Annotated in this window: 11 protein-coding genes; 2 read left to right on the top strand and 9 right to left on the bottom strand. The window is 50.5% G+C overall.

Annotated features, from left to right (window positions below; all coding sequences use genetic code 11):
* Positions 1-65: 65 nt before the first annotated feature.
* Positions 66-3,284 carry a TonB-dependent receptor gene (locus AC5SV9_RS00330; protein WP_475150430.1) on the bottom strand — a complete coding sequence of 1,073 codons (3,219 nt, stop codon included), beginning with the start codon at positions 3,282-3,284 and terminating at the stop codon, positions 66-68.
* Between the two features lie 281 nt (positions 3,285-3,565).
* Here AC5SV9_RS00330 and AC5SV9_RS00325 point away from each other — a divergent pair, with 281 nt between their 5' ends.
* Positions 3,566-6,691, top strand: a complete 3,126-nt coding sequence (locus AC5SV9_RS00325) for a family 20 glycosylhydrolase (protein WP_475150433.1) — start codon at positions 3,566-3,568, stop codon at positions 6,689-6,691.
* Here AC5SV9_RS00325 and AC5SV9_RS00320 read toward each other — a convergent pair.
* From AC5SV9_RS00320 to AC5SV9_RS00305, 4 genes are read right to left on the bottom strand one after another with little or no spacing between them, the layout of a single operon-like run.
* A complete protein-coding gene (locus AC5SV9_RS00320; protein ID WP_475150434.1) occupies positions 6,686-8,143 on the bottom strand; it encodes a M81 family metallopeptidase in 1,458 nt (485 codons plus the stop codon). The genes AC5SV9_RS00325 and AC5SV9_RS00320 overlap by 6 nt on opposite strands.
* A gap of 15 nt (positions 8,144-8,158) precedes the next feature.
* Positions 8,159-9,652, bottom strand: a complete 1,494-nt coding sequence (locus AC5SV9_RS00315; RefSeq protein ID WP_475150437.1) for a sodium:solute symporter family protein — start codon at positions 9,650-9,652, stop codon at positions 8,159-8,161.
* A gap of 1 nt (position 9,653) precedes the next feature.
* Positions 9,654-10,043, bottom strand: coding sequence for a RidA family protein (locus AC5SV9_RS00310; RefSeq protein WP_475150439.1), 390 nt, complete (start codon positions 10,041-10,043; stop codon positions 9,654-9,656).
* Between the two features lie 6 nt (positions 10,044-10,049).
* Positions 10,050-10,913: a MurR/RpiR family transcriptional regulator gene (locus AC5SV9_RS00305; RefSeq protein ID WP_475150441.1), complete on the bottom strand. Its 864-nt coding sequence runs from the start codon at positions 10,911-10,913 to the stop codon at positions 10,050-10,052.
* Between the two features lie 190 nt (positions 10,914-11,103).
* Here AC5SV9_RS00305 and AC5SV9_RS00300 point away from each other — a divergent pair, with 190 nt between their 5' ends.
* Entirely contained in the window at positions 11,104-12,327 is a 1,224-nt protein-coding gene (locus AC5SV9_RS00300; RefSeq protein ID WP_475150443.1) for an alanine racemase, read from the top strand.
* Here the strand turns inward: AC5SV9_RS00300 and AC5SV9_RS00295 are convergent.
* Genes AC5SV9_RS00295 through AC5SV9_RS00280 form a run of 4 tightly spaced genes read right to left on the bottom strand, consistent with a single transcriptional unit; the run spans position 12,324 to position 16,968 of the window.
* Entirely contained in the window at positions 12,324-13,067 is a 744-nt protein-coding gene (locus tag AC5SV9_RS00295) for a tyrosine-protein phosphatase (RefSeq protein WP_475150445.1), read from the bottom strand. The genes AC5SV9_RS00300 and AC5SV9_RS00295 overlap by 4 nt on opposite strands.
* A gap of 12 nt (positions 13,068-13,079) precedes the next feature.
* Positions 13,080-15,242 carry a GumC family protein gene (locus AC5SV9_RS00290; protein WP_475150447.1) on the bottom strand — a complete coding sequence of 721 codons (2,163 nt, stop codon included), beginning with the start codon at positions 15,240-15,242 and terminating at the stop codon, positions 13,080-13,082.
* Between the two features lie 2 nt (positions 15,243-15,244).
* Positions 15,245-15,760, bottom strand: coding sequence for a polysaccharide biosynthesis/export family protein (locus AC5SV9_RS00285; RefSeq protein WP_475150450.1), 516 nt, complete (start codon positions 15,758-15,760; stop codon positions 15,245-15,247).
* An 8-nt stretch (positions 15,761-15,768) separates the two neighbouring features.
* The gene (locus AC5SV9_RS00280; RefSeq protein WP_475150452.1) at positions 15,769-16,968 is read right to left on the bottom strand and encodes an outer membrane beta-barrel protein; all 1,200 of its coding nucleotides are present in this window, start codon (positions 16,966-16,968) and stop codon (positions 15,769-15,771) included.
* Positions 16,969-16,975 lie beyond the last annotated feature (7 nt).

The raw sequence follows: 16,975 nt of genomic DNA, 5'->3' as shown, positions 1-16,975 counted from the left end.
AAAAACGCGCAGTCCGGGCACTGCGCGTTTTATCAAAACTGCAGACAACTATCCGACGTTACCGATCAGAACACACCACGCACGCTTAACGCATAACGACGGTCTGTCGTGAAGTTTAATGCATCTGTTCTTACACCAGCCTGATTCATCTGATACTGGGTTTTGGTTTCGGTATTTAGCAAGTTACTGCCTTCGATACCAATTTTCCAATTGTCATTAAGAGAGTAATACAGGCTGGCATCCATCATACCCGACGCCTTTGCGAAAGCGGGTACATATTCTTCAGACTCGCGCAGCGTTAACAGGTATTCCGAGCGCCAGGTGTAAGCCAAACGGAATGAAATTTTGTCGTATTCGTACATACCGACAATATTCATATTCTTATCCGAATAACCTTGCAGTGGTAAACCACTGAACACGCGGAAAGTGTTGCGGTTATCGGCTATAGGGTTGCCATTTTCGTCAAAGCCTAACGTGCCTTCGGAAATTTCGTTCGGATCTTCCAGGCCGCTCTGATCGATGTAAGTGAAGTTAAACTGTAAGCCCAAGCCACGCCAGGCTCCGGGCAACATGTCGTAAAACTGCGAGTACGAAAACTCCACACCGCGGATAGTGCCTGAGCCGGTATTTGCCGGGCCATAGGCTGAAACATCATATTCTTCGCCGGCGTATGTCACATCCAGATTAAACTGCCGGTTACGAATGATGTTATCCAGTTTTTTATTAAACAAACCGGCCGTAACAAAACCCGCTGGTGCAAAGTACCACTCAATACTCAGATCGGAGTTTACGGACTCCTCAGGTTCCAGATAAGGATTACCGGCTAGCGCTGTTACTTCAATATCATCGATACCAACCACCGGATTAGTTTCTTCGTCATAGTCTGCGCCAGGTGTTTGCAAACGACGGGTATAATCCAGGTCGAGTAAGCTGATGTTACGAGCATCAACCAGGCTTGGATAATATAGGCCTTTAGAGATACCAAAGCGCAGCACTATCTCATCGGTGAGGCCAAAGTTAACGTTAAAACTTGGCAGTATGGTGTCGTAATCAGTGCCCTCAACGGTGCTTAACTGTGATTCGCCACTGGCCAGATTGTAATAACGCAGATACTCAGGCTGCTGCATCACTGCATTGAGCGACGTGCCGGGATCTCCGCGACGGGTAATTTGTGGCTGAACAAAAGCACCGGTAGACTCCAGCTCATAACTGACATAGCGCAACCCCAGATTACCTTTAACCGGAATATCCTGATTTACCAGTTCAAAATCTGTACGCAGATAAAGCTCAGTACGTTTTTCATTTGAAGAGCTTATATTATGTGCCGCAAAAGGCCCTTCAACGCGATTGGGTTTGTCGGTATAAGGCACATAGGTGCCGGTACAAACTCCGTTATTGGCCGCACTGCTGGTGGCATTATGCCAGCCGTCACGACACCCCTGCCGTAGTGATTCTGCATAATTTCTTACCAGATCCATTTTCGGAAACAGGAAGTTATTCACATTACCCAGCAGCACCTTGCCATTGTAATAATCAGAAAAATCTATCCGTTCAAATAGCTCTGGCCGGTTTACTGCCGCTGCGGCGTTACGATCGTTCATATCCCACGGCGTACCGATAGCAGACCAGCCTTCATAAGCAGTATCACGAACAGTGAGGTCTTTGTCACTGTAGTAAAAACCGGTTTTAATGGCGGTAAAAGCACCGTCCAGCTCATAAGTCACATCGAATTTATAACTGTCAGCTTTGGCAGTATTGTGTTCTTCCTGCTCCATGCCGCTGCCTAAAAATACATTTGGCACGGGACCGTTCCAGTCTTCATTGGGCGACCAGCCGGCGGTAAGAATATTGTCGCTCAGAAATTCAATTGTCGGACGCTCACCACGCATATCAAGGAAATAAGGCGACACCACGTGTACATGGTTACCACGGGTCTGACCGGACATACTGTAGTTGTGTACGACTTTTTCTGAGTCAATATGCTGATAATCTAGCACCAGCGTTAAACGATCACTCGGTTTTAACTTCAGGTTGAATGAGGTGTCTTTAACGGTGTTCTCGTTATAGTTCCAGCGGCTACGGTAGAAAAATGGCGTTTCCGGACTGACACCAAGCGCTATACCCGAGGTAACAAAGCCGTTGTCGGTTGTCAGTGGATAGCCATTTTCCAGATCTTCCGTCCAGTTCTGTGACGAACCCATGAAACCACGAAAGCCCTGCGCCGCCTGACCAATTTGCCGCTCATTCCATTCCAGAGACGCGTCTGAGTTGATATGCTCCAACGTCGCGACAATAGTATTATCGGTGTTAGCCCACTGCAGCGACGTAGTAAAGCCGGTGCGCTCACGATCGTTGTCTGCTGTGCTCATATGAATGGCCACCGGAACATGCCAGACACTGCCCGCTGGTTGGCCGGGCAAGGCCGGGCCGTCGACCGGTGAGCTTGGATCAACCCCTGTGATTCCGCCCCATTGATCCAGCGTAGGAATAAACGCATCGCCACGGGAGTGGAAGTTACCCAGCCCTACGCCATCACCACGCGATTTGTATTCAGACCTTGAACCGGCGATTAAAAAGCCGAACTTACCGGCTTTTGTTTCCCAACTGTCTGAAAACAGTGCCGAGAAAGAGGGTGTGATTTCTTCGCGAAAATCACCGTAATTAGCTTTAGCGCTAAAGGCTATCAAACGTTCCGGTGAATCAAATGGCTTACGCGTGATCAGGTTTACCGTGCCGGCAATACCACCGGAGATAAGATCCGCGGTCTGATTCTTCACAACCTCTACCGCACCGAGTAACTCAGCGGGAAAATCTTCATAGCTTAAACCACCCCACGGATTAGCGCTAAAGGCGTCTCGGCCGTTTACTTCAGAGCGCACACGGTCAAGGCCACGTACCAGCACGCCGGTGCCCTCATCGGCATAATGTTTAGGATCGTCAGATGATGCAAAGCGCTCAATCGTCACACCAGGTACACGTTGCAGTGCTTCAGTCACTGATTTATCCGGTAAGGCACCGATGTCGGTGGCGGTGATCACATCTTTTACTGTGTCAGCGTAACGTTTAAGTTCCTGTGCCGACTGAATACTACCTCTTATACCTTTTACTTCAATAACCTCTACAGGTTGTTCGCTATTTTGCGCAATGACATCGCTGTCATTTTGTGGCGACGTCTGTGCTGATGCAGCAAAAGGGCTAAGACCCAGTAACGCAGCCGAAATAGCCAGGCTGAGCCTGGCCCGTTTTTTACCGCAGGTAACGCTATCGCCGAGTAATTCAGACATGATGTTTTTCTCTTCTGTTCTTGTTTTAATCCGTTTAGCTCTGTCGGCAGCGCAACTACCGGCTAAGCCAATGTATACTTGTCTCGTTCTTCCTGGATTAAGCCGGTACCACTACCAACCGCACCGCACCGCACCGCACTTAAATGTTACTTTGTACCATCAAGATTAAAAAGTAAACAAAAATTGTGCAAAAAAACCCTTCATATAGCATTGAATTATAGACATCCAGTCGTTTATTGCTTATTAATATGTTACCAAGTAACAATTCAAGCTGACTGTTTATGCGATTTATCTGCTGTTCTGTATTGCTATTAATAAGTACGGTTTCTGCTGCTGAGCCCCCTGCTTTACTGCCGGTGCCTACCAGACTGGTGTTACAACAGGGAGAATTTGATTTTAGCTCTGGCTTTAGTATTGACGCCCCGGACAGCATTTTGCTTAAGCAGGCAACAGATCGGTTTGTCCAGCGTTTAACTTTGCAAACCGGAGTTAACATTGCGAAGACACAACAGAATACACTGCGCATTAACGTTACTGACGCCCGCCAAAGTAATATACCGGCTGTGCAAATGAACGAGCAGTATCAGTTGCGTATCAGCCAGCATGAAATTGAACTTGACGCCACAACAGAAACCGGTGTTTTGCGCGGTCTGGAAACGCTGTTGCAGCTGGAGAAAAATGGCAAAGCCCCGGCATTACAGCTGTCTGATGCGCCGCGGTTTAGCTGGCGTGGTGTGTTACTTGATCCGGCCCGGCGCTTTCTGCCCTTTTCAACATTGCTGCGCCAGTTGGATATTATGGCTGCGGTGAAATTGAACGTGCTGCACCTGCATCTGACTGATGATCAGGGTTGGCGTTTTGAGTCAAAACGCTTTCCGAAATTACACCAGTTGGGTGGCAAGCAAGGTTACTACACCCAGCAACAGTTACGTCAGCTGGTACAGTATGCAGCAGAGCGTGGCATTCGAGTGGTGCCTGAAATTGATTTGCCGGGCCACACTACCGCACTCGGTGCTGCTTATCCTGAACTGATGAGCCAACCAGGCCCTGCTCAACCAGAAATACACTGGGGCGTGCATCCGGCGGTACTGGACCCAACAAAGGAAGCCGTTTATGACTTTCTGGCTGAATTGATTGCAGAAGTAACGACGGTATTTCCCGACCCCTATCTGCATATCGGCGGTGATGAAGTGATGAGCGAACATTGGCTTGGTTCGCCTCACATTGTGAGGTTTATGCAACAAAATAAGCTGGCCGATGCTGCCGCATTACATGCTTACTTTAACCTGCGGCTGCACAATATGCTGCAGCAAGCTGGCCGCACCATGATGGGTTGGGATGAAATAACACAAGGCGGCTTGCCAAAATCAGTGCTGGTGCAATCATGGCGCGGCGTAGAATCGCTGCATCAGGCCGCGGCAGAAGGTTACGATACCGTATTATCGACCGGTTACTACCTGGATCAACCACAGTTCGCCGCCTTTCACTATCGTAACGACCCGGTACCGGCAAAACGGCCGCAGCCAGATTTATCAGTGCCGGGCAGATGGTCTGCCTGGCATTTTAACTTCGAGCGGCTGCGCGGCAGTGCAATAAAAGGCAAATTGGCGCTACTTACTCTTACGGATGGCAAAGTACACGCTTTAGTGGAGTTTGAAGACCGCTCACCGGTTGTCGTACAACAGCCTGTATTGAATGCTAACAAGTTGAGCTTTCATATTGACAGTTGGATGGGCCCACTCAGCGCTGCATTTACACTTGGCGAAACATTGCAGGGCAAGCTGTTTGTCGGTAATGCCCCTTACCAGATCAGTGGCTCTGCAATAGCACTGCAGCAAAGCGCGGATAAAAAACTGCCGCTAGCAGTGCCTGCCCCTTACACCTATGATGCTGACAGCAGCGCAGCGCAGCATATTCTCGGTGGCGAAATAGCATTATGGGGCGAGCTGGTAACGCCGGATAATATTGATATCCGTTTATGGCCAAATGGCTTCGCTGTTGCTGAACGGCTGTGGTCGGCTCAGGATGTCACAGATGAAGACAGTATGTATCAGCGCCTTGACTGGCTTAATGAGCGGTTAAATCGTTTCAGCCTGCAGAACGTAAGGCAACAGCAACAGGGTTATACTGCGTTGGCAGGTGAATATTCACAGGCTTTGGCAACTGCCAGTGAGGTTCTGGAACCGGCGCATTATTATCATCGTTTGCATCAAAAGTCTGCTGCCGGTATTTATCATCAGGACGCCCCGCTTAACCTGCTGGCAGATTTCTTACCTGCCGGGCAAAGCGCTGTTCGCCAGTTTGAACAACGATTACAGCTGTGGTTAGAACAGCGCCAGGCTGGCGATAAGCAATGGCTTAATGAACAGCTTGCGAAGTGGCAAACGGCGGCTAACCAATTAGTTGCAGCAAACATCGCAACTCTCAAACCTTACGACTCTCTGATGCAACAGCTGGTGACATTAAGCCAGTCAGGCCAGGCAATGCTGAACAGCATTGAACAGCAAACACCACTTTTAAAAGCACAGCGTGACAGTATAACGCTGCAGCTTGAACAGGCCGCGACCATTCAACATGAGATAATTATTGCCCTGCACCGGCCACTGCAAAAGCTACTTAGCCACACTCCGCACAGCCGTATCTGGGTTAAAGCCGGGACTTTCAGCAGCGCAGTAGAAGGCCCGGCTGTCGATAATGCCGGTAACCTTTATGCTGTTAATTTTGCAACTGATGGCACCATTGGCAAAGTCAGCGCTGATGGCAGTGCAAGCCGTTACATTACATTAGCCCCTGGCAGCACCGGCAACGGTATAGTGTTTGATGAAAACGGCGCTATGTATATCGCCGACTATACCGGCCACAATATTCTGCGTTATCACAACGGCACGCTGGATACCTTCAGCCACAACAAGACGATGAATCAGCCTAACGACCTGGCAATTATGCAAAACGGCACCTTGTTTGCCAGCGATCCGAACTGGGCCGATAACAGCGGCAAATTATGGCGCATTAACAGCAACGGCCAAAGTGAGGTAATGCGCGCTGATATGGGGACTACCAATGGCATTGCTGTAAGCCCCGACCAGCAGTTTTTATACGTTAACGAGAGTGTGCAGCGAACCGTCTGGCGTTTTCGGATCCTGCCGGATAACAGCCTGGCTGACAAAACGCTATTCGCCCGCTTTAGTGATCATGGCCTTGATGGGATGCGCACCGACAGCCAGGGAAACCTGTTTATCGCGCGTTACGGCAAAGGCGTGGTAGTGAAGCTGGATAAAAACGGTAACCTGTTACAGGAATACCGGCTAAACAACGCCCTACCAACGAATGTAGCTTTGAGCCGTGACGAAAAGATTCTGTATGTCACCATTCAGCAGTGTGGCTGCATTGAGCGTATTACACTATAGCGCGAAAGGCTCTTCTATTATGGGCCATATCGGCCTGGTCAGGTTGCGGTAGCCATTACGCTTGGGATCGCTGGGGTATGGCGCCCCGGCATCGACATAAAGTACCTGCGCCGCCAGCGGCGCAAAGCCCTGATAAAAATGATTAGTTGATTTAATCAGCAATAAACTGCGCTGTTCCGGCGCAACGCCTAATGCCCGGAACAGGCTGGGGTCAAATGACTGACAGCGGTTGGTATTCAGAATAACTTCGATACCATCAAACTTAATCAATGCACAGTCACCCATAGGCACGCTGCTGTCGGCAAACTGCTGCTCTGCATTGGCTTTAAGCCGGACAACCTGGACTAATTTGTCTATTGGCTCACCGGCTGTGGCACAACTTTTACCACCGAAACGCAGGCTTATCTGAGCGCCTTCTCCGGCGGCAAAGCATAGTTTAACCGCCATCGGGTCCCAGATAGTACCCACAGCCACACTGGTCAGTTTACGCTTAAGGATCTGCTGCAAAATTAAGGTGCCGTCCCCCGCCACACCGCCCCCCGGGTTGTCCCAGACATCAGCCAGCACAGTAGTGCCCGTACTTTGTGCCGCTAACGTCAGCGCAGTTTCTATGCTGTCAAACCGTGGTAAAGTGCGTCCGCGGAAGGAAAACAGTTCCAACCCAAGCTGCTTTGCCAGTTGTTGCCCAAGTTCAGGCTCGTTATCGGTGACGACCAACAGTTGCGTGCCCATATATGGCACATCCCCCGCCATAAAACCATGAATAACCGAAATAGACAGCACTGACGGTTGCTGTTCTAACCGACGGATCTTTGCAATAAAGGATTTCATCGGTTCATGGCTGGTTGGCAGTACATCTATCATCCGGCAATCGAAACTGCTCATGTTTGGTTTAATGTCACGCTGCACTGCTGCCACCGCCAGCCGCACCAGATCACGTGCGCACTGCATAAAATCCAGATGCGGAAACTCTTTAAATGCGATAAGCACATCAGACGCTTTGAGCCTGACAGGTGTCAGGTGGCTGTGCGGGTCTAACGTAGCACCAATAAACACGTCAGGCCCGGTGATGTCACGCACCCGTGTCAGTAAGTCGCCCTCACAGTCATCATACCCTTGCGCTACCATAGCGCCGTGTAAGCCCAGCAGTACCGCCTGCAACGGCATGGCCTGATGCAACTGCTGCAAAATTTCATCGCGTAACTGCTCATAAGACTGGCGGTTGAGCAAACCGCCAGGCTCTGCCCAGCTGCAACTGCCTTCTATTATCTCGATGCCGCTGTTAGCTCTGGCGTATTCCCGACAGGCGATCAATGGCGCGCTGCACAGTGTGGGAGTATCAGGGTGCTGACCTGGTGGCGCATAAAAGCTCTGATAAAAGCTATGCACATCGGTATACATCGGCGAGAAGGTGTTGGTTTCAGTTGCCAGCGAGGCAGTAAAAATGCGCATAAACCCTCTTTGAATTCAGTAGCGCTGTTCCAGCGTGACAGGACGTACAGTTTGATCTTGCTGCCCAACAGGGTTTAGCTCCCGCTGCGCCGTAATACGTTTTATTGCTACATCCCGGCTTACTGCAGGTGCCGGCGTCAGTAAGCTAACCAGCACTGCTGCAAAAAAAGCACAGCTAACAGCCGGAATACAGGGGTTCCCCCACAGTGCAAGCCAGTCCGGCTGGCTTAACAGCAGCAGGGAAGTAAACACAGCGGTAAGCATCGCTGCCAAAGCTCCCTGCCAGTTAAGCCGTTGCCAAAACCGGCCAAGTACAGCGACAACAAACATGCCGGCAATCAGCGTCGCGATCATGTTGCTGATGTAGCTGATTAAATCATCAGATAGCAGAGCCAATAGCAATGCACAGCCTGACACTATGAGCACAGCCAGTCTTGCGTAGCGCACAGCTTTGTTAACCGGCGGCATCTGGCCCATTACCGCCTGATATAAATCGCGGATCAGTACCGACACGGCAGCAATAGCATCTGAACTGGCTGAAGATAACGTCGCCGACAGCCCTGCCAGCAGCACCAGCATCGCTAAAGCAGTGGGCAGTAACATGACTGCGACAGTACTGAAGGCAAACTGGTGATTATCCAGCTCTGGTACCAGTGAAAACGCGGTAATACCAATTACCGCCGGTAAAGTGGCAAATAAAAGGTATAAAGCGCCAGATAGCAAAAAAGAACGTCTGACCGTACCTACGCTACGTGCAGCATAAATACGTTGCCGAAATGATGGCGTAGCCATCACGCCGACAGCCACCACTACCGCCAGAGAGATAGCTGGCAGCAATGGCAGGCTTTTCATCTGACCGGAGTGGCGCGCTTGGGCCACCAAATCAGCAAGTGGTGCTATACCTCCGCTTACCTGCACAGCAGCGGAGCTCATCAGAATAAAACCGCAGAACAGTATCAGTGCCATCAGGCTGTCAGTCCAGACTACCGCCTTGTAGCCACCGATCATTACGTACAGCGTAAAAGCAGCTGCAATCAATAGTTTGGCATACAGCAGATCTATGCCGGTCGCCCAGGATAAATATAAAGCGCCGCCAATAATATGTGCGCCAAGCCAGCCCAGCGATGCAAGAAAAATCAGCACCGCACTGCAGTGCTTTACCCATTGATTGGCACCAACGTAGTAGCACAGCTCTTCGCTCATTGTCATAAATCGTAGTTGCCGCAATGGCGCAAATAACCAGGCCGTCAGTAAAATGCCAACCGCACCACCAACACCATACAAAATACCGCCCCAGCCATGCTGATAGGCGTAACCTACTGCTCCCATGCTGGTACCGGTACCAATCATAGTGGCAACAGTGGTGCCCAATGTCAGTGTGCCGGAGACTTTACGCCCGGCGAGTAAAAAATCTTCGCTGCTGCTCTGACGGCGCGATACCAGATAACTGATAACAATCATCAGCAACAGATACACACCAAACCCGAGCAGAAACAGCGTGCCGTTCATATCAGCGATCAGCGCGGTAACAGGTCAAATCAACCTCAACTTTACAGTCGACCACCAGGTCAGCCACCGCACAAATCCTGGCAGGTGGCGCCTCAGCAAACACCCGGCGGAATACCTGGTTAAAACTTGCAAAGTAACGCGCATCTGTCAGATACACTTTTACATGCACGACATCAGCCAACTGATAGCCGGCCTGCTGCATAATGTCTATGCAGTTTTGCAGTGCCAGTTCCGACTGCTCAACAATACCGCCCTCAACGACTTCACCATTACGCATTGGTGTCTGGCCTGACACATACAGCCAACCGCCGGCTTCAACAGCTTTGGCAAAGGGCAGCTTTTGGCCACCGGTGCCGGTACTTTCATCGATACCATAGCGTTTTATCGTCATATCGGTTTAGTCTCCAAGCGGCTGGCGTTCATCACCACCGCGATGACTATCCAGTGATAATTTAACGCGGCGCAATTTGTCGCGTGATTTACGTTTATTCTGTTTGGCCACTTCTGTTGCCAGCACATCGATAATTGCCAGCATGGCGTAACGCGATGCCGATGGCTTATAGATGAAGTCGGTTTCCGGCGCCTGCAGTCCCAGTACTATGTCGGCATTGGCAGCCAGTGCTGAGCCGAGTTTGGTAATAGCAATAACTTTGGCACCGTATTGGCGCGCTATGGCTGCAGAGTCAATGATTTCTGCTGTGTTACCGGTCAGCGAAATGGCAACAAGGACATCCTGAGGTTCAACTGCAGCAGCGGCCATTCGGGTCAGTAAACCATCCTGATAACTGCACACCGGCATACCAAAACGAAACAGCCTGTACTGTAACTCCTGTGATCCGATAGAAGAGCCGCCGCCCATGCCGATACAAAAAATCATTCTGGCGCCTTGCAGATAACTGACTGCCAGTTTGATATCGGCCTCAACCAGCAGTTTACGGCTAAGGTCCAGCGTGTTTTTTATCGCTTCGTACACCCCCTGAATACCGTCAAGATCGGGTGTTTCTTCAACAAAGCGCTGACCAACAGCCAGCGATTGTGCCAGCTTCACTTTAAGCTGACGCACGTCTTTACAGTCAACGGTGCGGGCAAAACGCGTAACTGTTGCCTGGCTGACACCGGCCTGCTCCGACAACTTAGCAATACTCATTTCAGTTGCCGCTTTCACATTGTCCAGGATCAGCTGCGCAACCCGCTGCTCCGATTCACTCATTTCGACAAAACGTTCAGAAATACGTGACAACACATCTATTTCGTAACTCATTACTTTTTCCGCCGGGCTGAAACCTATAGCAATGGTGTTACTGAGTAACTTTTGCTAAAGTAACATTTCTCTAGACATAAAAGATACTTTGTACCATGCTGATGCAAAAGTAAACATTAATATCGCTTATTTACAGCAATTTACTGGTTACACTTCAGTCTGGATAGCAATTAGTTAATAGCGAGATGTTATGAAGTACCAAAATTCTGGGCATAAAGCTGCAGCAACGCAGCAATTAAACCGGCAACTGAATTTACTGCAGCAGGATATCTGCCTGCCAGCAGCTGTGCTTAAGCAGTCTGCCGTTGAGCATAATTTGCAATGGATGCAACGCTTTGCCAATAGCTGTGGCGTATCGCTTGCGCCACATGGTAAAACCAGCATGACGCCCTGGCTGTTCCAGCAGCAACTGGCCAGCGGCGCCTGGGGTATCACAGTCGCTACGGCTTATCAGGCACAAGTTGCCGCCCAGGCCGGTGCGCAGCAAATCATTCTGGCCAATCAGTTGATTGGCCGCGCCAATATGGCATTGGTTGCAGCAGTGATTGGCAGGGGATGCAATATTTATGTCTGTGTTGATAGTCATGCCAATGCCAGTGCTTTATCTGCTTTTTTTGCCGCAGAAAACCTTACCCTGCCGGTGCTGATTGAACTTGGCGTACCAAGAGGCCGCTGTGGTTGCCGCACTAATCAGCAGGCAACTGAGCTGGCACAACATATCGCTACCCTACCCGGCCTGAGTCTGGCCGGTATCGAGTTCTATGAAGGCGTAATAAAAAGTGATGATACTGAGCGCGATGTGCGTCAGTTTGTGCAGCGTGCTGCTGCGCTGGCGAAAGCCCTGGCCAGACAACAACTGCTGAAATATCAGCAACCGCTGATAAGTGGTGCAGGTTCTGTCTGGTACGACATCGTCGCCACTGAGCTAAACAAAGCTACCTTACCCGATACTATGCGTATCGTCTTGCGCCCCGGCTGTTACATCAGCCATGACAGTGGCATCTACGAGCAGGCACAGCAACAGGTGCTGTCGCGCAGTCATCTTGCCTGTCGTATGGGGGACAGTTTATCCAGCGCGCTGGAGTTGGCGGCTTACGTACAGTCATTGCCGGAACCGGGGTTAGCGGTACTTGGCTTTGGTAAACGTGACGCAGCTTTTGACGCAGGTTTGCCACAAGCCATTGCGATTTACCGCGACGGTAAGCTACTGAGCAACAAGCCTGAGGGCTGCGAAACGATAAAAGTAATGGATCAACATGCTTTCTGGCGCTTCAGCAGCAGTATTCAGCCACATATTGGTGATATCGTCCTGCTCAGCACATCCCATCCATGTCTGACCTTTGATAAGTGGCGCAGTTTATGGCTGGTAGATGACAGCTATAACCTGTTGCAGAGTGTTGATACCTTCTTTTAACGCAGTAACATGCCGCGTTCGAATACCGGCGCAGACAGTTCAGCCGGGTTGCGAACACAAAGCTGCTGCGCCTGTTCTTCGCCCAGAGTTTGCTCAACATACTGATAAGCCAGCTTCAGCTTCGGCGGCCGGCGTTTAACCGAATGGGTGTCACTGGCTATGATGTGATACAAACCCTGTTTTAACCAGTGCCGGGCCAGCGTCATCACATCCGGCCCCATATCGCCTTCAAGCGCGCCGGCGGTTAACTGAAACAAACACCCGGCGTTAATAAACGGCTTTATTCGCTCAGGTTCAGCCAGCAGATCCCGGTTACGCTCCGGATGCGCCAGCATCACGCTGATATTTTTCCGGGCAAGCCAGGCCAGTAGTTTGTCACTGCCCGGTGGGATATGACTGTGAGGCAATTCCAGCAGCACCACGTTTTGAGCCTGATATTGCCCGATAAAAGGCAGGTTACCCTGTTCAACCAGCGACAGCAGTTCACTGCATATGCGAACTTCCGCAGCTGCTGCAATACGAACAGCAATATTTTGCTCACGGGCAGCCTGTTGCAGCTGCGTCAGTACCTGATGAATACCTTCAGCACTGTTATCGTAACGGCCAGGGTTAATGTGCGGTGTAGCCAGCATATGGCTTATCCCCTGCTCTGCAGCAAGGCGCAGCAACTCAAGTGACTCAGCCATATCACGGCTGCCATCATCTATTCCCGGCAAAATGTGGTTATGTAAATCAAACATTAAATCAAGCCTTTAAGCGCCGTAATTACCATAGTAAGGCTCCGCTTTGTCACTTTTAACCTGATTGAGCACCACGCCATACATTCGGGCATGCGCCTGATGCAGCTGACCTAATGTATGTTTGATCACAGGAATGCGTGTACGCTCGGCCTTAACCACCAATACCACAGCGTCTGCCAGCGGTGCCAGTAACAGAGGATCGCTTACCGCTTGCACCGGCGCCGTGTCTATAATGATTTTGTCGTACTGCCCTTTTAATTGCTGTAACAAGCTTTGCATACCGGAGCCGGCCAATAGCTCCATCGGATTCAGCGGCACGGCGCCGGCTGGCATCACATCGACACCGTCCTGTACATCTTTGACGATACATTCTTCAAGTGTGGCAGTTTTCGCCAGCACATTCGCCAGGCCAGGTTGATAGCTTGGCAGTTTGCAACGGGCGCCTACGGCCGGTTTACGCAAGTCTGCGTCTATCAGCAGCACCCGCTCAAGCGCTGCGTAAGCAAAAGCCAGGTTCATACTGACGGTGGTTTTGCCCTCTTGCGGCACAGAAGAGGTGACCTCAATCACCTGCAGCGGTTTATCAAGCGCCATTAAAGACATTGCTGTACGAATGTTACGCACAGCCTCACTGTAACGGCGCTGCTTCGGATCAAAATACGCCAGGCTACGCAGCTGCTCGTTTTTCTTTTTCTTACTTCTGGGTAAATGCCCCAGCGCGCATTGCGCCAGTTCCTGCTCAGCGTCAGCGGTGTTTTTAATCGTGTCGTTAAACGCATCCTGTAACAGCGCCAGCACTGTACCCAGCAGTAGCGTACTGATGAACGTCAGCATGACAATCATCTTTTTATTCGGTTTAACCGGCTCCGACGGCAGCACAGCTCTATCGGTAAAGCGGGCTATTGGCGCATCAAAATCACCGGTGACCTCAGTCTCTTTTTGCCGTGCAAAAAAGCTTTCGAACAACAGCTGATTGGTTTCAACCTCACGCTGCAACCTGCGGTAATCTGATTCAACCGACCCCAAGCTTGAAAACGCCGTTTTAGTGCGGTTGAACTGCTGCTCCAGAGCCGCCAGCCGGCGGGCTGCGCTTTGAGCCTCTTTTTCGATCCCCTCGATCAAGCGGCCGATCTGCTGACGCAAGCTGTTGTTTACTGTTAACAACTCGGCCTGAACCGCAATCATCTTGGGATGTTTGGGCCCATATACTTTGCTCAGCTCCGAGAACTTGCGCTCTACAGCCATCACTTCACGTTTTACGTTCTGTACCGACGGGTGTGACGTTATTTCAGGCAAACTTTCTAAACCGGCAATATCATGCTGATCAAACTGCCTGACCAGCGCAAGAAAGCCTTCGGCTTTGGTTTTCTTCGAGCGCGCATCGGTAAGCTCTTCATTCAGGCGTTCCAGCTCTCTGGCATCCAATGCCGTTACCCCTTCAACATCGACCAGGTTATGTTCAGCGCGAAATGCCTCCAGCCTGGCTTCTGATTGCTCCAGCCGCTCACGTAGCTCACCCAGCCGGCCACCCAGCCAACTGTTTGCTTTTTGTGTTATCCCTAACCGGGCATCAAGCTGACTGGCGATATAAGCTTCACCGATGGCATTGGCAACCGACTGTGCCAGGCGCGGATCTGAAGATTGAAAGCTGAGATTAACCAGCTGTGTTTTGCGCACCGGGCTTATCTGAATGCTGCGGCTAAAACCGTCCAGCCGGCGTTTACGCGTCAGCGCACTGCTAAGCTCACTGTCTGCAATAACCTCTTCTTTAATACCCAGCCGTGCTTTAACAAAGTTCATCGCCTGGCGATACAGGGTGGGCTTGCTCTGTAGTGCCGGATGACCGGCCAAGCTCAGTTCGTCATATACCCGTTCTGCGATAGAACGGGATTTAAGGATCTCGAACTGGGTCAGGTAATACTCTTCCTGAGAAGAATTAAAGCCATACACCTCTTCAATTTTAATTGCCCTGGCAGCCTGAGCCTCAATCAACAAGGTGGCTGTAGAGCGGTAAATGGGTGTCATATTCTGCGCAATCAGTGCTGCGCAAACTGCGCTGACGATAGCAAGCAAAATAATGCGCCACTTGTAGCGGCCTATCGCTGCAAAAAGTTTACTCAGGTCAACCAGCTGTTCGCCTGATGTCAGCGGAGTGTTGGTAGAATTTACGGCCATAATCAGAAAAATCTCTGTTCTATAGTGATGGTATCGCCGGCCAGGATGCGGCTGTTCAGGTTGCCATTTTCGTGCTGGTTCTTTTGGCCTTCACGGGAGATGAGGATCTTGTCGCGTGATGCCCGCTCGGTCAGGCCCCCTGCCAGAGCTATAGCCTGGTTCACCGTCATGCCTGGCTGATAGGGGTAACCACCGGGTAGTTTGACTTCACCGTGGATATAAAATGGCCGGTATTCCACCATGCCGACAAACACATTGGGTTCTACCAGATAATCACCTTTAAGGCCCTGATAAATCACATTTTCAACCTGTTTGATACTCATACCTGTAAGTTGCAACTCACCCAGGAACGGATAATTAATGGTGCCGCTGTCTGTCAGACGGGTTTGCAATTCCAGATCTTCCTGACCATATACCTTGATGATAATGACATCCCCCGGCCCGAGCAGATATTGCTCTTGCGCCTTAGCTTGCCAGGCAAACAAACATAACAATATGGCGATTACGTATTTCGTCATAGTGATCCTTATAACGCTAACTGCAGATTGACAAACACTTCATTTTTATCAAAACGGATATTGTCCTGAGTAGAATCGTTGCGGTGCAACACAACCCCGGCACCGAGCAGTAACTGTGGCATAACGGAATAGTGCGCACTGAATTGATAGCGCATTAGCGTGTCGCTACGGTCAAAGCCGGTATATTCGTCCTCTACCCTTTTGATGCCAGCGCGGGTGCTGAACAGAGGCTGCCAATTATGGGTCCAGAATAGGCTGTAATGGGTTTCTTTGACGAAATCACCTTGCGTGTCAGGCTCTTTTGACTGACGCCCGGTGCTTAAATTAAAACGCGAGTAACTCAGCGGTGCCCACTGTAATGTCATGTCCCAGGCGACACCGGAAAAGTCCTGCCGTAGCGGGTTGTCAAACTGCCGATTCTGATAGCCAACCCGAAGCTCAGCCGCCGTCAGTTCGCTTGGTTGCCAGCGTCCACCGATGCGGTAGTTGGTTGTATCGCTGTCCCGGCTACCAGTGACATCGGTCAGGTCATAACGGGTATACACCTGATTCACTTCTGCCAGTAAATGCGTACTGGCACCGGTATTATAAAATAGCTCTGTCCCGACTTTAGTACTGTCGTAATTTCGGAACTGCGTCAGCTCTTCATAGTTCTGATACTGTTTATCATAATAACCTGCAAACAGACGCCATTGAGCCCGCCCACTTTGAGTGCCATATTCATAAGCACCATTCAGGCGCAAATTACGCAGCTCAGCCGGCTCAGGCAGTTGATTACCCTGCCCTTCAGTAATGCCGGTACCACGGGCTTCATGTGCGCCCGCATAGCTCGCTGAAATATCAAAACGGTGACGGCTTGACAGCTCAAGCAACGCTGATGTCTGAGCCTGCCAATCGAGATAATTATCGTCTTTACTGCTTAAGTAACTACCCGATACCAGTTTAACCAGAGCCCGGTACTGATTCGGGCCAGACAGCAGCTGCGCACTGAGCTCAGGTGTCAGTATGGATACCCAGCTACTTTGTTCGTCCGCTGCTGTATTGGCAATATTGTCATCATGACGCATTTCAAAATCCAACTGCGGGGTAAAATCGACTCCGGAAGCGGTTTTAATCGGCGTTGTCATCAGCTGTTGTGCTGACAGCGGTATGCAATTGATAAATAGTAATGCCAGCAGTGGCTGGCATACTCCAGTGTATTGAGACATTAACGTA

The organism is Rheinheimera sp. ATLC3, from assembly GCF_059429535.1.
This window is presented reverse-complemented; position numbering and strand designations above follow the sequence as displayed.